The 22,106-nt window shown below is 64.2% G+C and carries 18 protein-coding genes; 9 read left to right on the top strand and 9 right to left on the bottom strand.

Annotation, left to right across the window (positions count from 1 at the left end):
• The first annotated feature begins 49 nt into the window (after positions 1 to 49).
• Genes ACYQ3G_RS16235 through ACYQ3G_RS16210 form a run of 6 tightly spaced genes read left to right on the top strand, consistent with a single transcriptional unit; the run spans position 50 to position 6,788 of the window.
• Positions 50 to 268, top strand: a complete 219-nt coding sequence (locus tag ACYQ3G_RS16235; protein WP_459827489.1) for a hypothetical protein — start codon at positions 50 to 52, stop codon at positions 266 to 268.
• Entirely contained in the window at positions 265 to 1,731 is a 1,467-nt protein-coding gene (locus ACYQ3G_RS16230) for a phage portal protein (RefSeq protein ID WP_459827486.1), read from the top strand. The genes ACYQ3G_RS16235 and ACYQ3G_RS16230 overlap by 4 nt, the downstream gene beginning before the upstream one ends.
• Complete coding sequence (locus ACYQ3G_RS16225) at positions 1,728 to 3,506, top strand: phage major capsid protein (protein WP_459827484.1); 1,779 nt, start codon at positions 1,728 to 1,730, stop codon at positions 3,504 to 3,506. The genes ACYQ3G_RS16230 and ACYQ3G_RS16225 overlap by 4 nt, the downstream gene beginning before the upstream one ends.
• A complete protein-coding gene (locus ACYQ3G_RS16220; RefSeq protein ID WP_459827481.1) occupies positions 3,496 to 3,732 on the top strand; it encodes an ogr/Delta-like zinc finger family protein in 237 nt (78 codons plus the stop codon). The genes ACYQ3G_RS16225 and ACYQ3G_RS16220 overlap by 11 nt, the downstream gene beginning before the upstream one ends.
• Positions 3,733 to 3,734: 2 nt before the next feature.
• Positions 3,735 to 4,085, top strand: a complete 351-nt coding sequence (locus ACYQ3G_RS16215; RefSeq protein ID WP_459827479.1) for a DUF2190 family protein — start codon at positions 3,735 to 3,737, stop codon at positions 4,083 to 4,085.
• 54 nt (positions 4,086 to 4,139) lie between these two features.
• Positions 4,140 to 6,788, top strand: coding sequence for a phage tail tape measure protein (locus ACYQ3G_RS16210; protein WP_459827476.1), 2,649 nt, complete (start codon positions 4,140 to 4,142; stop codon positions 6,786 to 6,788).
• 83 nt (positions 6,789 to 6,871) lie between these two features.
• Here ACYQ3G_RS16210 and ACYQ3G_RS16205 read toward each other — a convergent pair whose 3' ends face one another.
• The 5 genes from ACYQ3G_RS16205 to ACYQ3G_RS16185 form a co-directional block, all read right to left on the bottom strand.
• Positions 6,872 to 7,699 carry a plasmid recombination protein gene (locus tag ACYQ3G_RS16205; RefSeq protein ID WP_459827473.1) on the bottom strand — a complete coding sequence of 276 codons (828 nt, stop codon included), beginning with the start codon at positions 7,697 to 7,699 and terminating at the stop codon, positions 6,872 to 6,874.
• A 359-nt stretch (positions 7,700 to 8,058) separates the two neighbouring features.
• The gene (locus ACYQ3G_RS16200; RefSeq protein WP_459827470.1) at positions 8,059 to 9,204 is read right to left on the bottom strand and encodes a hypothetical protein; all 1,146 of its coding nucleotides are present in this window, start codon (positions 9,202 to 9,204) and stop codon (positions 8,059 to 8,061) included.
• A 472-nt stretch (positions 9,205 to 9,676) separates the two neighbouring features.
• Positions 9,677 to 10,369 carry a YiaD family glycine zipper/OmpA-like lipoprotein gene (locus ACYQ3G_RS16195; protein WP_459827467.1) on the bottom strand — a complete coding sequence of 231 codons (693 nt, stop codon included), beginning with the start codon at positions 10,367 to 10,369 and terminating at the stop codon, positions 9,677 to 9,679.
• A gap of 143 nt (positions 10,370 to 10,512) precedes the next feature.
• Positions 10,513 to 11,565, bottom strand: a complete 1,053-nt coding sequence (locus tag ACYQ3G_RS16190; protein ID WP_459827464.1) for an FUSC family protein — start codon at positions 11,563 to 11,565, stop codon at positions 10,513 to 10,515.
• Between the two features lie 184 nt (positions 11,566 to 11,749).
• A complete protein-coding gene (locus ACYQ3G_RS16185; RefSeq protein ID WP_459827461.1) occupies positions 11,750 to 12,190 on the bottom strand; it encodes a DUF1810 domain-containing protein in 441 nt (146 codons plus the stop codon).
• Positions 12,191 to 12,388: 198 nt separating this feature from the next.
• Between ACYQ3G_RS16185 and ACYQ3G_RS16180 the strand changes: the two genes are divergently transcribed.
• Genes ACYQ3G_RS16180 through fdhF form a run of 3 tightly spaced genes read left to right on the top strand, consistent with a single transcriptional unit; the run spans position 12,389 to position 17,359 of the window.
• Positions 12,389 to 12,859, top strand: a complete 471-nt coding sequence (locus ACYQ3G_RS16180; protein WP_459827458.1) for an NADH-quinone oxidoreductase subunit NuoE family protein — start codon at positions 12,389 to 12,391, stop codon at positions 12,857 to 12,859.
• Positions 12,856 to 14,688, top strand: coding sequence for an NADH-quinone oxidoreductase subunit NuoF (gene nuoF, locus ACYQ3G_RS16175; RefSeq protein WP_459827455.1), 1,833 nt, complete (start codon positions 12,856 to 12,858; stop codon positions 14,686 to 14,688). The genes ACYQ3G_RS16180 and nuoF overlap by 4 nt, the downstream gene beginning before the upstream one ends.
• Before the next feature lie 10 nt (positions 14,689 to 14,698).
• Positions 14,699 to 17,359, top strand: a complete 2,661-nt coding sequence (gene fdhF, locus ACYQ3G_RS16170) for a formate dehydrogenase subunit alpha (protein WP_459827452.1) — start codon at positions 14,699 to 14,701, stop codon at positions 17,357 to 17,359.
• Here fdhF and ACYQ3G_RS16165 read toward each other — a convergent pair.
• The 4 genes from ACYQ3G_RS16165 to ACYQ3G_RS16150 form a co-directional block, all read right to left on the bottom strand.
• Complete coding sequence (locus ACYQ3G_RS16165; RefSeq protein ID WP_459827449.1) at positions 17,346 to 18,362, bottom strand: Lcl C-terminal domain-containing protein; 1,017 nt, start codon at positions 18,360 to 18,362, stop codon at positions 17,346 to 17,348. The two genes, fdhF and ACYQ3G_RS16165, sit on opposite strands and share 14 nt — an antisense overlap.
• 160 nt (positions 18,363 to 18,522) lie before the next feature.
• Entirely contained in the window at positions 18,523 to 19,080 is a 558-nt protein-coding gene (locus tag ACYQ3G_RS16160) for a 4Fe-4S dicluster domain-containing protein (RefSeq protein ID WP_459827446.1), read from the bottom strand.
• 10 nt (positions 19,081 to 19,090) lie between these two features.
• Positions 19,091 to 21,220 (bottom strand): molybdopterin-containing oxidoreductase family protein, encoded by a 2,130-nt coding sequence (locus tag ACYQ3G_RS16155; protein WP_459827443.1) that lies wholly within the window; start codon positions 21,218 to 21,220, stop codon positions 19,091 to 19,093.
• Entirely contained in the window at positions 21,210 to 22,052 is an 843-nt protein-coding gene (locus tag ACYQ3G_RS16150) for an HPP family protein (RefSeq protein ID WP_459827440.1), read from the bottom strand. The genes ACYQ3G_RS16155 and ACYQ3G_RS16150 overlap by 11 nt, the downstream gene beginning before the upstream one ends.
• Positions 22,053 to 22,106: the final 54 nt, after the last annotated feature.

The raw sequence follows: 22,106 nt of genomic DNA, 5'->3' as shown, positions 1-22,106 counted from the left end.
GATTTACAAAATAGAAGGCTGTATGGGTTTCCCACCAGAGGAGACAATTATGGCCTTCACCACTTGGAGCGACCTGCTCGCGCAGCTCAAGAACGACTGGGCTTCCGGCAACTTTCTGACGAAAAGCTATTCTGCGGATGGTACCACCCGCGAATGCCGCAGTGTGTCCGAGTTCATGGACCTGCTGAAGGAAGTGGAGCGTCGGGCAAGCATGGAGAACATCTCCACCAGGCCCCTAGGCAGAACCTACGCCCGGAGCGCGTCGTGATCGGCCGCTTTGTTGACAACTTGGTGGGCGTTTTCAACCCCAAGGCGCAGCTGTCCAGAATGGCCGCCCGGGAACTGATCCAGGGTAAGCGCCAATACGCGGCCGCAAAGCCAGGGATCGGCGGATGGAGCCCCACAGACTCCGACGCCAACACAGAGATCCGTACCAGCTCCCCCCAGGTCCGGCGCCGCGTCCGGCAACTGGTCCGAGACTTCCCCTATTTTGGCCGAGCCATTGACGTGCTGACGGCCTTGACAGTTGGCCAGGGCTATATCCTTCAGTCCCAGGCCCTCCCCGGGGACGAAGGAAGCCGGGCGGTCCGGGCGGCCATCGAGGACGCCTTCAAGCGTTGGCAGGATCAGGCCGACATAGCGGGCAAGCTTTCCTTTCCCGAGATCTGCCAGCTTGCCAAACGGCAGGAGCTCGAAACCGGGGAATATTTCCTGATCAAGCGTCAATCCCAGGACACTAAGCGCTTTCTGCCCTTCTGCCTGCAGGCCATCGAGGCGGACCGCCTGACGTCCAACGGGGCCCCAGTTGTCAGGACCAACAAGATTGACCAGGGCGTGGAATTCAACCCGGAAACCGGGGAGGTCCTGGCTTACTGGTTCGAGACCGAAAGACACCCCCTGCGCGTGGCAGTTGCAGACGTGATTCACGGTTATGTCATGCAGCGCCCCGGGCAACTCCGGGGAATCAGTCCCTTTGCCCCTGGAGTTCTGGCGGCCCTGGAGCTTGGGGAATACTTGGCGGCCGAAATCGAGGGCGCCAAGATGGCCGCAAAGTATCTGGCCTTCATCGAATCCCCCGACCTGTCAGGTTTCCAGGATCTGCGCGGCGTGGCACCTGGCGTGGCACCCCGCAAAGAATATCTGGAAAACGCCGTGCTGGAATATCTGCGACCTGGCGAGAAGATCAATCTGGCATCCCACAACCGACCTGGTAACAATTTTGACCCGTTCGTCCGCCTGGTCCTGCGCATGCTCTCGGTCACGACGGGCGTTCCCTATGAAATGCTCTCGGGCGATTACACCGGCATCAACTACTCGACGATGAGGGTTTGCCGGAACGACCTGAGCCAGGTTTTGAAGATCCACCACGGCCGCATGATCGAACACCTCTGCATGCCGGTCTTCCGCGAAGTCCTGAGGCAGGCTGTCCTGGCCGGCCGCCTGACCCTTCCCAACTACTGGGCAGACCCCTCCCGCTACAGCAAAGCCAAGTGGGTTTCCCCTGGCATGGAATCCATTGACCCCCTGAAGGAATCCAAGGCGCATGTGGACCAGCTGAACAGCCTTCTGCGGTCTCCCCAGGAAATCGCGGCCGCCCGCGGCCGGGACTACGAAGAGCTCTTGGACGAGATCCTGGAGGCTGAACGTATGATTGCAGACCGTGGGCTTTCACGGGGTGAAGTATCAACAGCGCTGGCCGGAAATCCGGCCGCCATCGAGGACGAAGAATGAAACTCACAACTCGCAAAATGCCGCTGACCACAGGGCCGAAGACGATGAACACCGAGGCCCGGCAGGTTCAGGCGGTTATGGCCACGGAAAACCCCGTACGCGTCTACGACTGGGAACGGGGCATCGTTGAAGAGGTGCTGCTCATGAGCGGTGCTTCCTACCCAGAGCAGGTGCCCCTTCTGGACTCTCACGACAGAAGCACCGTTGAAACGGTCCTGGGGAGCGTGTCAGCAATCAAGGTGCAGGGTCTGGAGCTGCTGGGCCTGGTGGAGTTTTCTTCAGTGCCCCGGGCTCAGGACGCCATGGTCAAGGTGCAGGAAGGTCACCTCACAGACTTTTCTGTTGGCTACGCGGTAGAGGAATCGGTCTGGATCCCCGAAGGGCAGTCCCAGTCCGTTGGCGGAAGAAATTTTCAAGGCCCGGTCAAGGTCGCGACCAAGTGGACCCTGCGGGAACTTTCCATCACGCCCATCGGCGCGGACAGCCAGGCCAAAGCAAGATCACTGGAGACTCACATGGAAAAGAATGAAATTTTGGTGCAGGAGCGCGCCCGCGTGAACGAGATCATGGCCCTTGGCCAGGAGTTCGACATCGTGGACCAGGCCAGGGACGCCGTGAAGAACGGCCAGAGCGTGCAGGACTTCCAGTCCACGGTCCTGAAAGGCATCCGGGACAACAAGACCCAGACCCCTGGCTTCCGCGCGGAAGCTGGCGAGACCGAGGGCGAAAAGTTCAGATTGGCGGCACAGGAATCCATCCTGCTGCGCGCCGGCCTCGTCACGGCCACCGAGAACGACCTGGCCGCCCTGACCCTGCGGGAGCTGGCCCGGGAATGCCTGGTCCGGTCCGGACAGCGCGGAATCGGCCGCAACCTCCCCGAAATGATCGGCCGCGCGCTGACGTCGAGCGACTTTCCCAAGATCCTGGCCGCCAGTGCCAACAAGTCCCTGCTCATGGGCTACGAGACTTCCAGCGAAACCTGGATGCAGTGGTGCGCCACGGGAGTTGCCAACGACTTCAAGACCCACTCCCTGGTCAGGCCCTCGGAAATGAGCGGCCTGGATGAAGTGGCCGAAATGGGTGAGTACACCCACGGGACCATGGGCGACGCGCAGGAGCAGTTCCAGATTGCCACCTACGGCAAGCTCTTCGCGATCAGTCGCCAGGCCATTATCAACGACGACCTGGGCGCCCTGACCACCATCCCCCAGGCCCACGGTGAAGCCGCCGGCCGCAAGGTGGGAGACGTGGCCTATGTCGTTCTGACCGGGAACGAGACCATGGGCGACGGGAAAGCCCTCTTTCACTCCGACCACGACAACTTGGCCGGCACGGGTGGCGCTGTTGCCATTGCTACCCTGGCCGCCGGCATCGCGGCCATGCGCAAGCAGAAGGACGTTCTTGGCCTTCGCTCCCTGAACATCCGGCCCCAGTTCTTCATTGCCCCTGTGGCCCTGGAAGGCGCCTGCGAGCAGCTCTTTTTGAGCAACCTGGAGGGCACGCAGGCGGCCCCGGGCAAGGCCAATCCCTACGCCGGCAACTACTTCGTCCGCGTCTATGATCCGCGACTGGACGACGATGACGCCAACGCCTGGTATCTGGCCGGCCCCAAGGGCAAGACCGTGACTGTGTTCTTCCTGAACGGAAACCAGGTCCCCTACCTGGAGAGCCGCGAAGGCTTCAACATGGACGGCGTGGAATACAAGGTCCGCATTGATTGCGGCGCCAAGGCTGTGGACTGGCGGGCGCTCTACAAGAACGACGGTGGCGCTTAATCGAGCAACGCTCCTGCTTGTGGCCAAGGCCGTGGAGGCTGCTCGCACAGGAGTGGCCTACTCTGTCAAAGATAAGGCAAACTGTCCCGTTTGCGGCAAACGGCTTCAGGTCACAAAAACTGAAACCTGGTCCGGAAATACCAGGACCAGGTTTCATAAATGCACGAACCCGGACTGCCTGTTGTGCACGCTTGGGGAAAGCGTGAAGTCCGTTGAGGAGATTTGATTATGGCAACGAACTACGTGCAGGACGGCAAAGTGATTTCCTTTACCGCTTCGGCAGACATCGAGTCTGGCCAAGTTGTTGTGGTGGGCTCCCTGGTAGGCATCAGCCTGGCCGGCGTGGCTAGCGGATCCACCGGTCAACTGGCCGTGGAAGGCGTCTTTGACGTGCCGGCTGCTGCTGCAGCCATCACCGCGGGTGCCCCGGTTTACTGGGATGCGGACGGCGACCCTTACGGCGGCACCGCTGGCAGCGGCGCGGCCACGGCCACGGCCACCGACAACACCCTCATGGGTCACGCCATCGCGGCCAAGGGCTTGAACGGTTCCGCGGTCCGCGTGAAGCTGGGTCGATAACGCCCGAAGTACTCAACTAGGGCCCCGCAAGGGGCCTCTTATCTGAGGTTCAACATGGGTACAGCGACCACGCAAATAATCATCAGCGGGAAAGACGAACTCTCCAGAGTCGTGGCCGATGCCGGCAGGCGGCTCGGGACCGAGTTGCAGAGCATGCAGCGCCACGTCTTTGGTCTACAGGCGGCACTTGGCGCCTTGGGCGTGGGCGCGGCCTTCGCCCAGGTGCGCAGCCTGTCCAACGAGTGGGAGTCCGCGCTGACGGATATGGGCAAGGTCACGTCAGAAAGCATGGCCAGCATCACGGCGCGCATGTCCGACATGCCGGCGGAGCTGGGCAGCATGACTGAACTGGTGCGCGGGTATTATCAGACCATCAGCGCAGGCGTGACTGATCCTGCCAGAGCCTTGGATACCCTGACCACGGCAGCCGAGTCCGCCAAGGCCGCGCACATGGATCAGTCCGAGGTCATCAAGGCGCTAACCAAGACCATGGCCGGGTACGCCGGAGACATCACGTCAGCGTCCGATGCCGCTGACCTACTGTTCGCCATCGAAAAGCAGGGACAAACCTCTTTCCAGGAACTGGTGCCAATCATCGGTGATGTGTCGTCGATCTCCAAGGAAGTGGCCGTTAACCAGCACGAGATGGGCGCAGCCCTGGCGGCGGTCACCCAGACCGCAGGCGGCACCAGCCAAGCGGGCACTCAGTACCGGGCCATGCTGACCAGCCTGCTGAAGCCCACGGAGAAGATGGAAATAGCCCTGGATGCGTTGGGTGTGAGTTCCGGCAAGCAGGCAGTGGAGATGTTCGGTCTGGCGGGTACATTGCAGCGACTGCAGCAGTATAGCGAGCAGTCCGGAGTGGGACTGGGCAAGCTATTCGAGAGCAGCGAGGCACTGCTGGCCGTGGCGGCCCTGTCTCGACAGGAGTTTGCGCAATACAATACCAATCTGGACGCCATGACTGCCAAGGCTGGGGCTGCTGACAAAGCTTTTGAACACTGGCGACAGACAGGCGAGGCGACAGATGCTGTCATGCGCAACGCCTTGGCAAATACGCTGATACTGATCGGCCACGAAGTAATGCCGACCGTCAACAGGGAGGTGCTGAAGTTTGCTGGGCTGCTCGACAACAACAAAAAAGGGGTGTCCGAGTGGAGCAAGGCCCTAAAGTATGAGTTTTTGGACGTCACGCAGGTTGTACAGGGCATGTCGGTCGTGCTGCATGGAACAGGCGCGGCGGCGGATGCTGTCGGCATGGGCCTCTACGGCGTTGGCGCAGCCCTGGGGAATGAAAATTCTCAAAGGGGCTTTGACTACTTCGCCAAGGCCTACGAGGAGAACACGGCAGCAGTTGCCTCAGCTCAAAAAGAGATCGTCCGCCTCCAGGGAGAGCAAGAAGCCATCTACAAGGCCACAGCGGCTTCGGTATCGTCTGCAACACCCGGGTCACCTACATCTAACCCCTCCCCGGCAACTTCCACTGCGGACATCTCAGTTCCCGCCACAAAAACCACTAGCGCCGCCAATGAAGCCGCCCGTGCCGTGGCCTCCATGCAATCCGAGATTGCCAGGCTGACCATGACGGCGTCTGACTTCGAGCGGTACGAATTGGGCCTGAAATTCGACGAATACTCCAAGAGCTTGGGCCGCGCCAACCCGCTTCTGCAGGAGTGGGTTAAGCTGCGCCAGGACGAAATTTCACTGAATGCCGTCAACGCGGAACTCGCGGATTACTTCGGAGATATCGACAAGCGGGCCGCCGAGCTTCTAACAAAGGCCAAGAGCGACCAGGAGAAAAACGAGGAAATCCTTCTCGACTTCTCGGATCGCTACCGCGAGATCGTTGTTGGCGAGACGGAGTTTAAGAAGGAGCAGATTGACCGTCAGGCTGAGATTTTTCGGTCCGCCGGGGCTGTTGATATCGCGGTAGCTCAGTGGGTTGCGCAGGAAAAGCTAGCCATTTCCCGGGACTGGCAGGACGGGGCTACCAGGGCGCTGCAGTCTTACACCGACGAAGCCGACAACGCGGCCAAGAACGTCGAGGACGTCATGGGCATGGCGTTCACAGGCATGGAAGACATGATTGTGGATTTCGTGAAGACCGGCAAGCTGGAGTTCGCGGACCTTGTCACGAGCATCAACGCGGAGATTGCGCGTTTGGCGTTCCGCTCCATGGCGTCCGATGGCTATGAGTGGCTAGGTGGAGTAATCAAGGCTGGGCTCTCTATGGCCAGTTCTTACTTGTCTGGAGGAGTCTCCGAAGCCGCAGGATCTGCCCGCGGCGGCTTCAACTACGCTGGCGAGCTCTCCCACTTCATGTCAGTGAACGCCCTTGGCGGCGTCTACGACTCACCGAGCCTGTCGGCCTACTCCGGGGGCGTCTACCACACGCCGCAGATGTTTGCCTTTGCGCGTGGCGCCGGCATTTTCGCCGAGGCCGGACCGGAAGCCATCATGCCCCTTCGGCGTGGTCCAGACGGCGTTCTGGGCGTCAAGTCTGGCGGGGGCGATGAAAAGACATATGCCCTGCTGAGCGAAATCGCAGAGTCGCTCAAAAGGCAGAAAGCACCTAAAACTGTTGTGGCATTCGACAAGAGAACGCTCGCCAACGAGCTCGCAGGATCCGAGGGCGAGCAGCTGGTTTTTCAGCACATCAGGCGCAATCCGGCCGCAGTCAGGAGAATGCTCGGACTAGGTTGAACATATATCGGCCTACCTGGCGGGCTCGTTCCAGGAAAGCCGGCGCCCGTGGACGATTGAACCTCCCGTCCACGGGCGTTTTTTCATTGCCTTGGTTTGGCCAGGTCAATTTTTGGTCTGACTTCGGACGCTGTGAGGCGCTCCCTAATCCCTTCTTCAGACGCGAAGACCTCTTGGGCGACCCTAAGCTTTTCGAGAATCGCGGTGCGCTCCATCTGAAACCTCTGGACCTCCTGAAAGAGCCAGTCCCTTTCCTGCGTGAGCGCCGCCTTCTGGGCTTCCAGTTCTGCAATTTCACGAGGCAGTTCCTCGTGCAATTGCTTTAAATTCCGTTTGTTGGTTTTTCGCCATGATTCGCCGTCAGCAATCCTCTGCTTCTTGGCTTTCCCCCTTGTGATGCCGAGATCGTTCCACGCCCTGGCAGCTACGTCTTGCCGCCGCATGCAGTCGCGGGGCCCGATCCGCAGCAATCGCCCGTCGTCACCCGCCGCGAGGATCTGAAAGTGAATGTGGAGCGCGTATTCATCCCTATGGATCGTGAGGCCGATCAGGCGGCCCTTGTGCAGCTCGCAGACGTCGTTGACAGACTGAAGTATTCTTCGCAGTTGCTCCTCGGGGGATAAAGCGTGGACGATCTTCTGGGCGTCGTGGGAGAATGAGAGAATCCCATCATGCACAAGGTTGTTCTTGGCAGGATTGAAGCGCTGCCGAGCCCTGACCTCGGCCTTGATCTTGTTTATCAGTAACAAAGCCTCCTTGGCAGAGGGCGTCGGAATCACCACTGTGTTAAGGCGAATTCTGGCCGGATCGATGTTGCGCGGTATCTTCTTCTGTTGGCGCAGGTCGTGGCCCTTTCGCTTCTTGTATTCGTCGAACTTTAAGGCTTTCATGCTACAGGAAATGGTCTTCATGGTAAGAACCTCCAATCTTTCACCTTATGTCGAACTGGAAGTTTGCCGTCAAGAAAAAACCATCTGTGGTTGGACAAAGCTGGCGTGTGGTGAAGAGCGGGCGGCCAGGCGAGTTGCATCTACTTACAATGCTTCTTACTAATTGCAAATTCGTGTTACTAGAGGGGAGCAATAAAGGACAAGTTCCGGGGCAACATAACTGCCGCTCTAGTAGGAAGATATTTAAAAACAGATAGATATTGAATAAAATTAGGGGACACCCTCTCCGCCACTCAAAAAAATCAAGGGCTTGGATTTGCATCCAAGCCCTTGTTCTTTGGTGAGCCTTCTCCCCTTACGCCCGATACGCCGAGGGATGCTTATTGAGGCTGCATGATTTCGGTCACTCCGCTCGCAGGTGCTCCGGATTCTTCAGGCCCTTGGCCGGTGAGTTCCTGCGTGGGGCGTTTGCGGCCGTCTCGGCTGCGTTCCTGACGTTGCGGGCGTTCCTGGCCGATTTCCGGCTGCCGTGACGCCGGCCGGAACTGCCGGCGGTCGGAGTCGTCCAGTTGGCGCCGCTCCGACCTGGCTTCCCGTTGCCGTCCTTGAAAGAGGGGCGTCGCCGTTTCTTCAGCCTGGCGCTCGCGGAATTGTTCGTGCCGCGGCTGGTCCGTCGCTCCGGATTCCCGCTGTCCCTGTTTGAAGAACGGAGTGGTGCGGCGATAGTCCTGCCGTTCGCGGGGCTGCCGGTTCTGCGGTGCCTCGATTTTTTCGTCGTCCCGCTGTTGATGTTCGAGAATCGTCTGTCTGCCCCGCGTGCCGCTGCGATCGTCGTAACGCTCGTCTCTTCGGGCTTCGGCTGCCCCGGCCTCCTGCCGCTGGCGTTCGAAGACCTGCTGCGGTCGGCTGGTCCGGCGATCATGGGTTCGATCCCGTTCAAGGTTTTGAGTTTCCCGGTCGTCCGTCCGGCGGTTTCCGAAGAACGGCAGGCCGGGTCGCGAGGCCTCTTTTTCGCGTGAGAGTTCCCTCCTGCGGTCAGGCGACGATTGGGGCCGGATCTGGCGATTTCTGTCCGCGTCCCTGAACCGCGAGTCGTCCCGCTCCTGTCCCGACAGTCCGGCATGTCGATAAGGCTCGGGACGGAAGCCCTTCACGCCCCAGTTTCTCTCCTTCTCCCAGTAGCGGGTGTTCTCCCATCTGTCCCAGTCGCTCTGGACCCGTGGGGCCGGGATGCGTTCGCATTCCCAGGGGTGTCCGTTCCAGCGGCGGTGCCTGTAGAAGTCCCGCCAGCGGGGGTCGACCTCGCGGTAGAATGCCGGCACCCCCCTGTAGTCGCTCCAGCCCCGGTCATAGTAGTGGGAGCGATACCAGCGCCCGTCCCACAGCCGCCACCACCAGCCGACGTGAAAGTAGATGTCGTCATCGATGTCGGTCATGGCGTAGACGTAGGTCCCGGGGATGACAACGAGGGACGGGTGCCCATAGAAGCCCACATGCGGAGGCTGGACCGAACTGACTCCGACCACGCATCCTTGAAGCGCGAGGGCGGAAAAAATGACGAATGCTGCCAGTGTTTTTTTCATGATGTGTGTGGGTTAAGGAGTGACCTTGCGAAACGGTATCGCAGGACTCCCGCAGGTCCCGTCTCCAGGCGGGACCCATTTCCCCGTATGAAGCAAAAAGCGAACCGGCCTCGATGCCCGAGGAAAACCGGCCGATGCGGCCCTGCGGCGCACGGCGTGCGGCCGCCATGAGACTGGACGAGGGGGGGCTTGCAGGAAGCGGGGACGTGTCGCGAAAATTTTTCCAGCCGTCCGCTGCGCAAATCCTGCACGGTAACGTGCGAGGCGGGAACGTCGGGCTCACCCCTTGCGCGCGCCGCACCGAAAGCCTGCAGGCTTCGCATGCACGTGGCGGCTGCCCGGAAAAGATCGGGCCCGCGTCTTTGCGACGCGGGCCCGATGTATCGCATGCGAGTGCGGGCCAGGCCCGGCGGGATTACTGCACCGGAGCCGGCTGACCCTGGGGCTGGGTCTGGGCGTTGGGGTTGACGCGGATCTCCACGCGGCGGTTCATCTGGCGGCCTTCGGGCGTGTTGTTGGTGGCCACGGGGCGAGTTTCGCCATAGCCTACGGTCGAGATGCGGTATTCGCTCACGCCGCGCTGCACCAGCAGCCTCTGGACGCTCAGGGCGCGCCGTTCGGACAGCCCCTGGTTGTAGGTGTCGGAGCCGGTGCTGTCCGTGTGCCCTTCGATGACGATGGTCGTGTCCGGGTATTTGACCAGGATCTGCGCGATGCGGTCCAGTTCGGTGTACAAGCCCGGAAGGACCACGTCGGAGTTCACGTCGAAGGATACGTCGCCCTTCAGGGTCAGGGCGATGAGATCACCCTCGCGCCGGACGGCCACTTCCTCGGACGTGGCCAGGGCATCGCGCATCTCCGCCTCCTGCTTGTCCATCATGTGGCCCACGCCGGCCCCGGCCAGGCCGCCGATGGCCGCGCCGGCCGCCGCGCCGATGGCCGCGCCCTTGACGTCACGTCCGATGATCCCGCCCAATATCGCACCGGCGACGGCGCCGCCGCCCGCGCCGTAGGCTGCACCCTTGGTGGTCTTGGTTTGCTGGTCCATGGTCGCGCAGCCGCTCACCGCGAACACGGCGATAAGTACTGTCAGAAGTATTTTTTTCATGATTCGCCTTCCTTGTGGCAGATGTTTACGTTGCCGGGATGTTACATAAAATTGCCCAGCAGGACAGTCAATGGCCGGTCGACAATCGGCATCCGGCGTGGTCCCATGCGGGGCATGCATATTTTTATGCATAACTCCTACCATCAGGAGGGCGCAATGTCGAACTTCGCATTGCGGCAGTAGAGAAGAATGTCGTGCCCCATGGATTGGGCGCCGTGGTAGAAGGCAAAGAACTGAACGAGTTTCTGCAGGTGGAAGCGTTTGGTGGCCCCCTCGTTCCGAAGTTCCAGCAGGCGGGTTTCCGCATTATCCAAGGCGTGCGAAAGGTGCGCCTGGTCCGGGACGCTTCCGGAGGCGATGGCGCGCATCCCGTTCACGGCAACTGTGGACAGCTGCCGCAGTTCGGGCGCCATGAGAATTTCGTAGCCCTTGTCCTGTTCGCTGTTGAGCGCGCGGAGCATCGACTCCAGATGGGCCACGCAACGTTCGAGGGTGCTGATTTTGAGGTCCAGCAGGTCGGTATCCTCGCGGTACATCCTGCGCTCATGATGCAGGACTTTCTGGAACAGGGCGCGGTCCTTCAGGATGTCTGCCTGAAGTCCGGCGAGCAGATGCGGGTCGAGGCCCGCTTGCAGGGCCAGGAACGACTCCATGATGGTTTCGTAGCTGCGGGCGCACTCGGTGAAGCGTTCCATGAGGCGGGCCTTGAGGGCGCTGCCGGCCCGCACGGGCCACAGGGCGATGCTGACCGCGAAGGCCGCGGCCACGCCGATGCCGATCTCCGCAACTCGCAGCAGACCGAAGACGAGCCTGTCCTCCTGATTCAGGCTGGCCAGGATGACGATGCACACGGTGATGGCCGCCATGCGGTACCGGGCGTTGTAGCGGGTCATGTAGGCGCAGAAGGTCACCGACAGGAAGAGGGCCAGCACGGTCATGGCCTGCGTTGCCGGAAAGACCGATATGGCGGCCATGCCGATGAGCGCGCCGACGGCGGTGCCGGAGAAGCGGTAGAGGCACATCTGGACGGAATCGGCGACATATACCTGCATGACGATGACGGCGGACAGCGTCGCCCAGTAGCCGTACTGCAGTTCGGCCAGTTGGGCCAAGCCGTAGGCCAGCACCGCGGCGATGCCGGTTTTCAGGCCGTGGCGGAGCATGGCCTGGTGCGAGTCGGGGTCGATGAATGCCATAGCGTGCGTGTCCTTGGCGTGGCGGCGGACCTGATGTGGTCGCGCCGTTGGCGGTTTGCCGACTGTCTGGCCGGGCGAGAACGGTGGCGTCGTCGGGGGCTTTGAAACGCAGAGGGCATCCCTATGCAAACTTGTCTCCGACGGCAACGGCGTTTCAGGGGCCCTCCAGGCCTTCGCCCGATGCTCAGGAACCGATGCCTGCCAGTATTTCCAGCGTCATCGGGTCCCGTCCGCCTTCGAAAAATTTGTTCAGGGCGCCGGAAAAGAGGTCGCAGTCCGGCTCCGCCCGTTCGAACAGGGTCATGGAGGAGCAGAACTTGAGATCGTCCGGGTAGCCGAAAATCTCCGAAGCAGCGCGCCCCCCGACGCCCAGCACGGCGGCGGCGCATTCGCGCAGACGTTTGCCCAGGACCGGGTGCGCCAGATACGCTCTGGCCTCGGCCAGGCTCTTGATCGCATAGTGCCGAGCCGTGGTGCTGCGGCCCAGGCCGTCGATTTGCGGAAAGACGAACCACATCCAGTGCGACGTCTTGCGCCCGGCGCGCAGTTCGGCCAGGGCGGCGGCGTAGACGCCTTCCTGGGCCTGCAGGAATCGGTTCAGGTCAAAGGGGTCGTCGGCCTTCATGCTGTCCTCCCGTCCACGGCTTGTCCCGTGGCCCGCATTCGTCACAGTCCATACCGTCCATTACGTCCATCCGTCCATCCGGTCCATACCGTCCACCCCGCCGCCCATGCCCCCAAAACCGATTTGCGCATCACCGCCCCCTGCACTATGACTTTCCCAAGCCCAACACCGCACAAACCTTCAACCAGCGTGGCCCCATTGAACGCACTCACCCCCGAACAACTCGCCCAGGCCGACGCCGTCGTGGCCGAACACCGCGCCACGCCCGGCTCCCTCATCACTGTCCTGCGGCTGTGCCAGGACATCGCGGGGCATTTCCCGCCGGAACTCGTCGAGCGCATCGCGCGCGGCATGAACCTTCCCGTCGCCAAGGTGTACGGCGTCGTGTCGTTCTATTCGCTATTTTCTCTTGAACCCAAGGGACGGCATCAGGTCCGCGTCTGCACGGGCACGGCCTGCTACGTGCGCGGGGTGCGCGAGGTCCTGGACCGGGTGGAGCGCCGCTTCGGCGTGAAGGCCGGCGGCACCTGCGAGAGCGGCCGCTTCAGCCTGGAGCCCGTGCGCTGCCTGGGCGCCTGCGGCCTGGCCCCGGTCATGGTCGTGGACCGCGACGTTCACGGCGGGGTCACGCCCGATTCGGCCTGCAAAATATTGGAGGGGTACGAATGAGCGCCCGTCTCGACCGCGCCGCGCTGACGGCCATGCGCGACCTTGAGCGGGCCGCCCTCGAAACCTTCGCCCCGCGCGTCTTCTGCTGCAGCGGCACCGGCTGCCACGCCACGGGCTCCATCCCCCTCATCGCGGCCCTGCGCGAAGAGTCCGCGCGGCAGGGAGGCGCCGTGCAGGTCATCGAGACGGGCTGCAACGGCTTCTGCGCCCTGGGGCCGGTGGTCATCATGCAGCCCGGCGGCGTCCTGTACTGCAAGGTGCGCGCGCAGGACGCGGCCGAGGTTATCGCCTCGGCCGGGGGGCGGCCCGTGGAGCGCCTGCTGTACCGCGACCCCGACGGCAACGCAGTGGCGGGCATGGACTCCATCCCCTTTTTCGCCCTGCAGCGGCCGTGGATCCTGCGCAACAAGGGCCGCATCGACCCCGAGAACATCGGCCACGCCATCGCTCACGAAGCCTACCAGGGCCTGGCCAAGGCCCTGTTCGACATGACCCCCGAGGGCGTCGTCGAGGAGGTACGCGCCTCGGGCCTGCGCGGGCGAGGCGGGGCCGGGTTCCCCACGGGTCTCAAGTGGAAGTTCGCGGCCGCTTCGCCCGGCGACGTCAAGTACGTGCTTTGCAACGCCGACGAGGGCGACCCGGGCGCGTTCATGGACCGCTCCATCCTCGAGTCCGACCCCCACGCCGTGCTGGAGGGCATGCTCATCGCGGCCGTGGCCATCGGTTCGCGCCATGGCTACATTTATTGCCGTTCGGAATACCCCCTGGCCATCCATCGCCTGACCGTGGCCATCGGCCAGGCCCGGGAGCTGGGCCTGCTGGGCGAGAACATCCTGGGCAGCGGTTTTTCCTTCGACCTCGAAATCTACCAGGGCGCCGGAGCCTTCGTCTGCGGCGAGGAGACGGCCCTCATGCGCTCCATCGAGGGGAAGCGCGGCATGCCCGTCCCCCGGCCGCCGTTCCCGGCGCAGCAGGGGTTGTGGGGCAAACCGACGGTCCTGAACAACGTCGAGACGTTGGCCGGCGTCGGGGCCATCATCCGCCTGGGCGCGGCCTGCCACGCCGGCGTGGGCACCGAGGGCAGCACGGGCACCAAGGTCTTCGCCCTGTCCGGCGACGTGAACAACATCGGGCTGGTCGAGGTGGATATGGGCACGCCCTTGTCCGTGCTGGTCAACGACATCGGCGGCGGGGTGCCCGGCAAGCGGAAATGCAAGGCCGTGCAACTCGGGGGGCCATCGGGCGGGAGCATCCCGGCGCACCTGCTGGACACGCCCGTGGACTACGAGGCCATCACCAAGGCCGGGGCCATCATGGGCTCGGGCGGGGTCATCGTCATGAACGACCGCACCTGCATGGTCGACATGGCCCGCTTCTTCATGGATTTCATCCAGGACGAGTCCTGCGGCAAGTGCACGCCCTGCCGCGAGGGGACCAGGCGGCAGCTCGAGATCCTGACCCGCATCTGCGAAGGCAAGGGCGAGCCCGGCGACCTGCGCGCCCTGGAGGACCTGGCCGCGGTCATCACCGACGCGTCCCTGTGCGGCCTGGGCCAGACGGCCTCCAACCCGATCCTTTCGGCCCTGCGCCATTTCCGGGACGAGTTCGAGGCGCACATCGCCGAAAAGCGCTGTCCGGCCAAGCGCTGCGTGGCTCTGCTCAAGTTCGAGGTGGACGAGTCGCGCTGCCGCAAGTGCGGTCTGTGCTTCAAGGCCTGCCCGACCGGGGCCGTGATCTGGGCCAAAAAACAGACTGCCCGCATCGACCGCGAAAAATGCGTGCAATGCCTGGCCTGCTTTCAGGCCTGCCCTTTCGACTGCATCGACTGACGGGGACGCCATGGAACTGACCATCAACGACACGCTGTGCGTCTTCACGCCCGGCCAGACGATTCTTGAAGTGGCCAAGGCCCACGGCATCTTCATCCCGACCCTGTGCCACCTGCCGAACTGCGCACCAACGGGCGCCTGCCGCATCTGCGTGGTGGAGGTCTGGGGCGCGCGCACCTTGGTGGCGTCCTGCGCGGCCCCTGCCGCCGAGGGCATGATCGTGCACACGGATTCGGACCGCGTGCTGCGGGCCCGCCGGGCCATCCTGCGGCTCATGCTCGACTCCGGGAACCACGACTGCCTGCTCTGCCCGGCGGCCGGGGACTGCGCCCTGCAGAGCCTGGCCTACCGCTACGGCGTGGGCACGGGTTCCTTCGAGCGGCCGAGGCCCCGCTACCGGCCCGAGACGGGCAACCCGTTCATCGTGCGCGATTTTTTCAAGTGCATCCTCTGCGGCCGCTGCGTGCAGGCCTGCAACGAGATCCAGGTCAACGAGGCCATCGATTACGGCTACCGCGGCGCGGCCGCCAAGATCGTGGCCGGGTGCGACACGGCCCTGGCCGAGTCCGACTGCGTGTTCTGCGGCGAGTGTTTGCAGGTCTGCCCCACGGGAGCGCTGAGCATGGTGGACGCCCGCCGCAAACCGCGCCTGTGCGAAACCCGCCCGGTGCGCACCACGTGTCCGTATTGCGGGGTGGGCTGCCAGATGGACGTGTATGTTCAGGACGGCCGCATCCGGCATGTGCTGGGGGCCGAGGACGGCCACAATGAAGGGAGCCTGTGCGTCAAGGGGCGTTTCGCCCTGGATTTCACCGCCCACCCCGAGCGCCTGACCACACCGCTCGTCCGACGCGACGGAGCGCTGGTCCCTGCCGGGTGGGACGAGGCCATCGAGCTGGTCGCCGCCCGCCTTTTGGCCGCCCGCGACGCCCACGGGCCCGATGCCTTGGGTTTTCTGGCCTCGGCCCGCTGCACCAACGAGGAAAACTACCTGTTCCAGAAACTGGCGCGCCGTCTGGGCACCAATAACGTGGACCACTGCGCGCGGCTGTGCCATGCCTCTTCCCTCGAAGCCCTGGTGCAGGCCTTCGGCAGCGCCTCGCCGACCAATATCATGGCCGATGTGGGCAACGCCGAGGTGATTCTGGTCACGGGCTCCAACACCACCGAGACGCACCCGGTCTTCGCGGCCCGCGTCAAGCGTGCCGTGCGCGCCGGGGCGACACTCGTGGTCGTCGATCCGCGCGCCGTCGCCTTGACCCGGCACGCCCATCTCTGGCTGCGCCCGGCGCCGGGCACCGACATCGCCTGGGTCAACGGCCTCATGCACGTCATCCTGCGCGAGGGCCTGGAGAACCGGGCCTTCATCCACAGCCGCACCGAAGGGTTCGAAGAGCTGCGCGCGGCCTTGGAGCCCTATACCCCCGAATACGTGCAGTCCGCGACCGGAATTCCATCCGCCGACCTGGAGCGGGCGGCCCGCCTGTACGCCCGCGCCGGGGCGGCGACCATCCTGTACTGCATGGGCATCACCCAGCATGCCTGCGGCACGGACACGGTCCTGGCCCTGGCCGACCTGGCCCTGCTTTGCGGGCAGGTGGGGCGGCCCGGAGCGGGGATCAACCCGCTCAGGGGGCAGAACAACGTGCAGGGTTCCTGCGACATGGGCGGGTTGCCGGGCGTCCTGCCCGGATACGGACGGGTGGACGACGAAGCGGCCCTGGGCCGGATGGAAAGCCTGTGGATGACCTCCCTGTCCAGAACCCCCGGCCTGACGGCCACGGAGATGTTCGCCTCCCCGCAGGTCCGGGCCATGTTCATCATGGGCGAGAACCCCGCCGTGTCGGATGCGGATGTCTCGCATGTGCGGAAGCGGCTTGAAGGTCTTGATTTCCTGGCGGTGCAGGACATTTTCCTGACCGAGACGGCGCGGCTGGCCGATGTGGTCCTGCCGGCGGCATCCGCCCTGGAAAAGGACGGCACCTTCACCAACACCGACCGCCGCGTGCAGCGCGTGCGCGCCGCCGTGCCCTGTCCGGGGCAGGCCCTGCCGGACTGGCGCATCCTGAACATGCTGTCCGAACGCCTGGGCTTGGGTCCGGGCCCGGACTCGCCCGAGGCGGTCATGGCCGAAATCGCCCAGGCCGCGCCCATCTACGGCGGCATCGACTACCGCCGCATCGAGAGTCAAGGGCTGATCTGGCCCTGTCCGGACAAGACCCATCCGGGCACGCCCATCCTGCATCGCGAGAGCTTCCCGCGCGGCAGGGGGCGCTTCGTGCCCGTGCACCCGCAGCCGCCGGCCGAGACGCCCGACGCGGCCTATCCCTTGACCCTCGGCACAGGCCGGGTGCTGGAGCACTACCACACCGGGACCATGACCCGCAAAAGCGAGGGGCTGAACCGCATCGTGCCCGAATGCTTCGTGGAGTTGAACCCGGCCGACGCCGCGCGTCTGGGCGTGCTCCAGGGGCAGCGGGTGCGGGTGGCCTCGCGGCGCGGGGAGATTTCGGTCAGGGCCCAGGTCACGGAGCGCGTGGCCGAAGGGCACGTCTTCATCCCGTTCCACTTCGCCGAGGCCGCGGCCAACGTCCTGACCAACCCGGCCCTGGACCCTCTGGCGCGCATCCCGGAATTCAAGGCCTGCGCGGTGCGCGTCACCCCGGAGTAGATTCCACTGCCACGAGCCAGACCGAGAATTCGGCCCCGGCCTTGAAGCCCACGCCGACCGCCCCCTTGTGCAGGTACAGGCAGTAGGCCCAGTCGGGCGAGTAGGCGCTGCTGGTGGATGACCAGTAGGCCTCCTGCGGGTTCTCGAAAGGGTGCCCGTCCGGCAGGGCCGGGTCGTGGCGCTCGGCGTCGACCAGGGATTCCAGCTCCCTGATGTTCGGCAGCCGCCAGACAATCCCTCCCGCGCGGTGCTCCCGCGCCGCCCGGATAGCTTCCTCCCACGTGCCGATTCCGCGCAGGTCCGCCGAGCGGGTCCAGAGCAGGCCCGTCAGGCGGTCGCGCACTTCAGCTCCCTCCAGTGCGAAGCGCGGGTCGGGCCACGGCGACCCGCGCCGCTGTTCCCCGTCCTGTCCCGTCTCTGCGCACGTCACGACGTTTCCCGCCGAGTCCCAACACCCGCGCTGTCCGGTCCATGCCAGGAGCGAGCTTTCCCCGCGCACGGGCCAGACCATGGCGTCGCGCGTCTTGTCGCCGTAGAACATGCGGCCGCCTTCCAGATGCACGCGCCAGGCGCAGTCGGGAGCGATGACGGCCGTGGTCGAGGTCCAGTACCAGGTCTGGCTGACCGTGAAGGGGTGCCCGGCAGGCAGGGCCGGGCGGTGATGGTTGTGGCTGACCACGCTCAGGAGCTCCCGGCGGTTGGGCAGCCGCCAGTCGGCGTGGCCGAAGGCCTGCTCGCGGTTCATGGCGGCCACGGCGTCCAGGGCCTCGGCCCAGGACATGGGGAAATCCCCCACGGAGGCGACGCGCGGCCAGATCAGGCCCGTCAGGCGGTCCTGGGTCAGGTCGCCTCCCTGCAACTCAAAACGCGGACCGGGCCAAGGCTGCCCGCTCCGGAACTCGCCGTCCTGTCCACTGCCCTTGCAGTCCACTGGGTTGCCTGCGGCGTCGAAGCACAGCTTCTGGCCGGTGGCGGGGATGTGTCGGGTGGTCGTGTGGATCATGCTCCCTGCGTTGGTTGACGGGTGCGCGCCGGACGGGTCCGGCCGGGACTTCAGCCTAGCGGCGAGGGCGGGGCATGGTCAATGCGGGGCGCCGGTTTCTTCCAAAGCAGCGGCGGGACGGAGGCGGACGCTTCCGGCCCGCCGCTGCGCTTCACGATTTCTATACGGGCGTGCGGAAGTAGAGCATGGACTGGGCGCTCATCTTCATCACGATCTCCTTCCCTTCTGCCTCAAGTTGCATCTTCAGGATTTCCTTCTCCCCGAAGCGGATGGCGTCGGTCATGCAGGCTTCCGCGCAGACGGGCTTTTCGCCCATGTGGACGCGGTCCCAGCACAGATCGCACTTGTGGGCCTTGCCTGCGGCCGCGTCGAACTGGATGACACCGTAAGGGCAGGCCTCGATGCAGTCGCGGCCGCCCGCGCATTTGTCGGCCAGGATGCGCACGATGCCGGTTTCGGCGTCCTTGACGATGGCTTCGGCCTTGCACGCCTTGATGCACGCGGCGTTCTTGCAGTGTTGGCAGGGCACGACCCAGCTCGTTTCCGAGAGGTTGGGGTAGACCCCTTTGCGCTCGGATTCCACGCGCAGGTAGTAGGGGATCTCCCCGGGCATGCAGTTTTCGTGGTCCACGAGTCCGTGGCTGTTGCGGCAGGCCACCACGCAGGTCTTGCATCCGATGCAGCGGTCCAGGTCTATGGCGAGGCTTAATTGCTTCATGGTTTCCTCCTTACTTGCTGACGCGGACGCGGGTGGAGACATGGGCCTCGCCGCCCACGAGGTCCTGCCAGTGCAGATGCGCCCCGGCGTCGGGGATGAGGTCGTTGTCGTTCACGCCCGCCCCGGCCCCCACGCTGCCCACGCTGGCTCCAAAGCCGTGCATGATGCCGATGCAGTCGGGCCGGATGTGCTCGGTCAGCTTGACCGGGGTGGTCACGCTGCCCGTGCGCGAGGAGATGGTCACGGTCTCGCCGTCCTTGATGCCGAGCTTGGCCGCCGCTGCGGGGTTGATGATGGCCGGATTGGTGGGCTGCCCCGAGGCCGGGTCGCGCAGCTGGGCGTTGTTCACGGACCAGGGGCCCGTGCCGTTGATGTGGATGCGGCGGTAGCTGATCATGATGAACGGGTACTTTTCGGCGTCCGCCTCGTACTCGGGAGCCAGAATGGTCCGGGGCAGGGCCTGGCCGATGTCTTCCAAGTCCTCCCAGTAGAGGTGAACCTTCTTGCTCGGGGTGCCGAAGCCCCGTTCGCGGTACTTGCGGAAGCCCAAAGTGCCGGGCGACCACCGTCCGCCCATCTCCTGCAGCTTCTTCACGGACAGGCCCAGGCCCCTCAGCTGGATGTCGTAGTATTCCACGTCGTCCTTGAACTGGAAGTATTCCGGGAAGATGCGCTTGCCGAGTTCGATGAAGACCATGTTGGAGTGTCTGGCCTCGCCCGGAGGGTCGACCAGAGGCTGGCGCAGGAGCACGCCGTGTCCGAAGTTGTACCACCACGGCATGTACAGGAGTTCCCAGCGTTCGAAATGGGTCTGGTCGGGCAGCACGATGTCGGCGTACTTGCCCGTCTCCGAGAGCATGATGTCCGTGTTGAGCAGGAACTCCAGCTTGTAGTTCCCGTTCTTGTCTTTCATGCACACGGCTTTCTGCCACTCCCTGCTGCCCATTTCGGTCAGGGCCGGGTTGGCCTCGGTGACCAGGAGGATCTTGAGACCGTCGTCCTTGATGGCCTGTGTCTCGTACCAGGTCGGTTCCAGGATGAAGCTGTACTTGGCGAACTTGTCGCGGTTGGGGCCGGTGCGGTGGAAGCCCTTGTCGTGCAGGGGCGCGGGGCCCTTGGGCAGGGGTGTGACCGGGGACAGGGGGGTCAGGTCCGGCAGGGGCTGGCCGCCGGGGTTGTCGATGTTGCCGGTGATGGCCAGGAAGATGGCCCAGGCGTGGCCGTAATCCAGGGCCTGACCGAGCATGATGGACTTGAAGCCGTCCACGCCCACGGCCGGGGCAGCGGCGCACATCTCGGCCAGCCTGACGATGTCCCGGGCCGGCACGTCGCAGATTTTGCTCATGGCCTCCGGCGTCATGGCTTTCACGTGGGCCTTGACCTTTTCGAAGTCGCCCTCGCGCACCCATTCCTCGACGAACTTCTTGTCGTAGAGATCGTTGGCGATGAGGTAGTTGATCATGCCCAGGAACAGGGCCGTGTCGCCTGACGGCTTGATGGGTATCCACCAGTCGGCCTTGGCCGCGTCGGGGCTGAAGATGGGGTCGACCACGACGAGCTTGGCTCCGCGGTCCTTGGCCTCCAGGATGTCGCGCGCGGCCACGGCGTCGTCCAGGCAGCCGAAGGCGTGGCGGCCGGCCAGGAGCATGACGCCGTCCTTGGGCATGGTGAACCAGGCCGGCGGGATGTGGTGGTTGGGGATGCCGCCCCAGCACTTGATCTGGGACACGATCTTGGCCGAGTCGCAGTGCGGCAGACCGGTGTTGATGTACCCGCCGTAGGCGTTGAGGAAATGCCATTTGGGGTCGGTCAGGGCGTGCGGGAAGAAGCTGTAGGTCAGCTTGTGGGCTTCGCCTCGATCATAGAGGCTCCTGAGTTTCGCTTCGATGGTGTCGAGGGCCTCGGCCCAGGATATCTCGGCGAATTTGCCCTCCCCGCGTTCGCCGACGCGCTTGAGCGGTTTGGTCAGCCGGTCCTTGGAGTACTGCAGGGTCACGCCGGCCATGCCCTTGACGCAGGCCTTGCCCCGGAATTTCGGGTTGCCTCGCACCTCCGTGACCCGGCCGTCCACGACATGGGCCTCGATGGCGCATTCGGCTTTGCATTGGTAGCATACCGTCGGATACCAGTTACCGTTCATGTTTCTCCTCCTTTTCGGTTGACCCACGGTACGGGGCGGGTCCGCCCGTTGCCGGTTTGGCGAGAGTGCAGCATGTCGCGGCTCCCCCCACGAGCACCTTCGCGCCGAAGAAATGGTGCAGGGACATGACGGCCAGTCCCGCCAGCATGACCCACATCCCCGCTTCGTAGACGGCCCGGCTCCACGGCCTGGCGCACATGAGCAGGGCGGCGGCGGTGCAGGTTCCCGCGCCGACGATATCCGCTCTCTCCATGCCGAGATTGAACCAGGACCGCCCGCAGCCCTCTTCGGGCGGCGGACACTCGAACCAGAAACGGTTCCAAACGACGCCCAGGAGTACGGCCAGGACGGCGCCCCAGGCCATGTGCAGGGGCAGGATCATGGCGGGCGCGGGCAGCGGGAGGATGGCCGGAATGGCCGCCGTGGCTGCCGCGGGCGGGTGGTCGGCGTCGAGAAGCTGCATGAGCGCGGTCGCGAGGAGCACGGCCAGGCCGAGCTTCACGGGGACGAGCAGAGCGGTGCCCCCGGCAAGCAGGTCGCCGGCGTGGACGCCGAGCAGCCCGCCCACCGTGGCGATGAAGTGCCCGACAATGACCGATTTGGGTCGAGCCACGCGCAGGTAGCTGCAGGTGGCGCCGATGAAGCAGGTAGCGGCCAGGGGCGGGTAGAGGACGCCGACGCCCGTGGCCGTGCCGGCCAGGGCGATGAGGGCCAGGATTATCCCCCCGCCCATGGAGCCCCACAGGATGCGCGACAGGGAGATGATCCCCGGGCGATACACGTCCGGTCTGAATTCCCGTCTGTTGGGGGTGACCAGCCGGATTTCGATCATGGCGACTCCTCTTTGCTGCGGGTTGGGCGCCGACGTGGCGCATATCCCTATGCA

The sequence above is a fragment of the Desulfomicrobium salsuginis genome (assembly GCF_054657795.1).
Note: the sequence above shows the minus strand (reverse complement) of the source record. Positions and strands in the feature narration are given on the sequence as shown.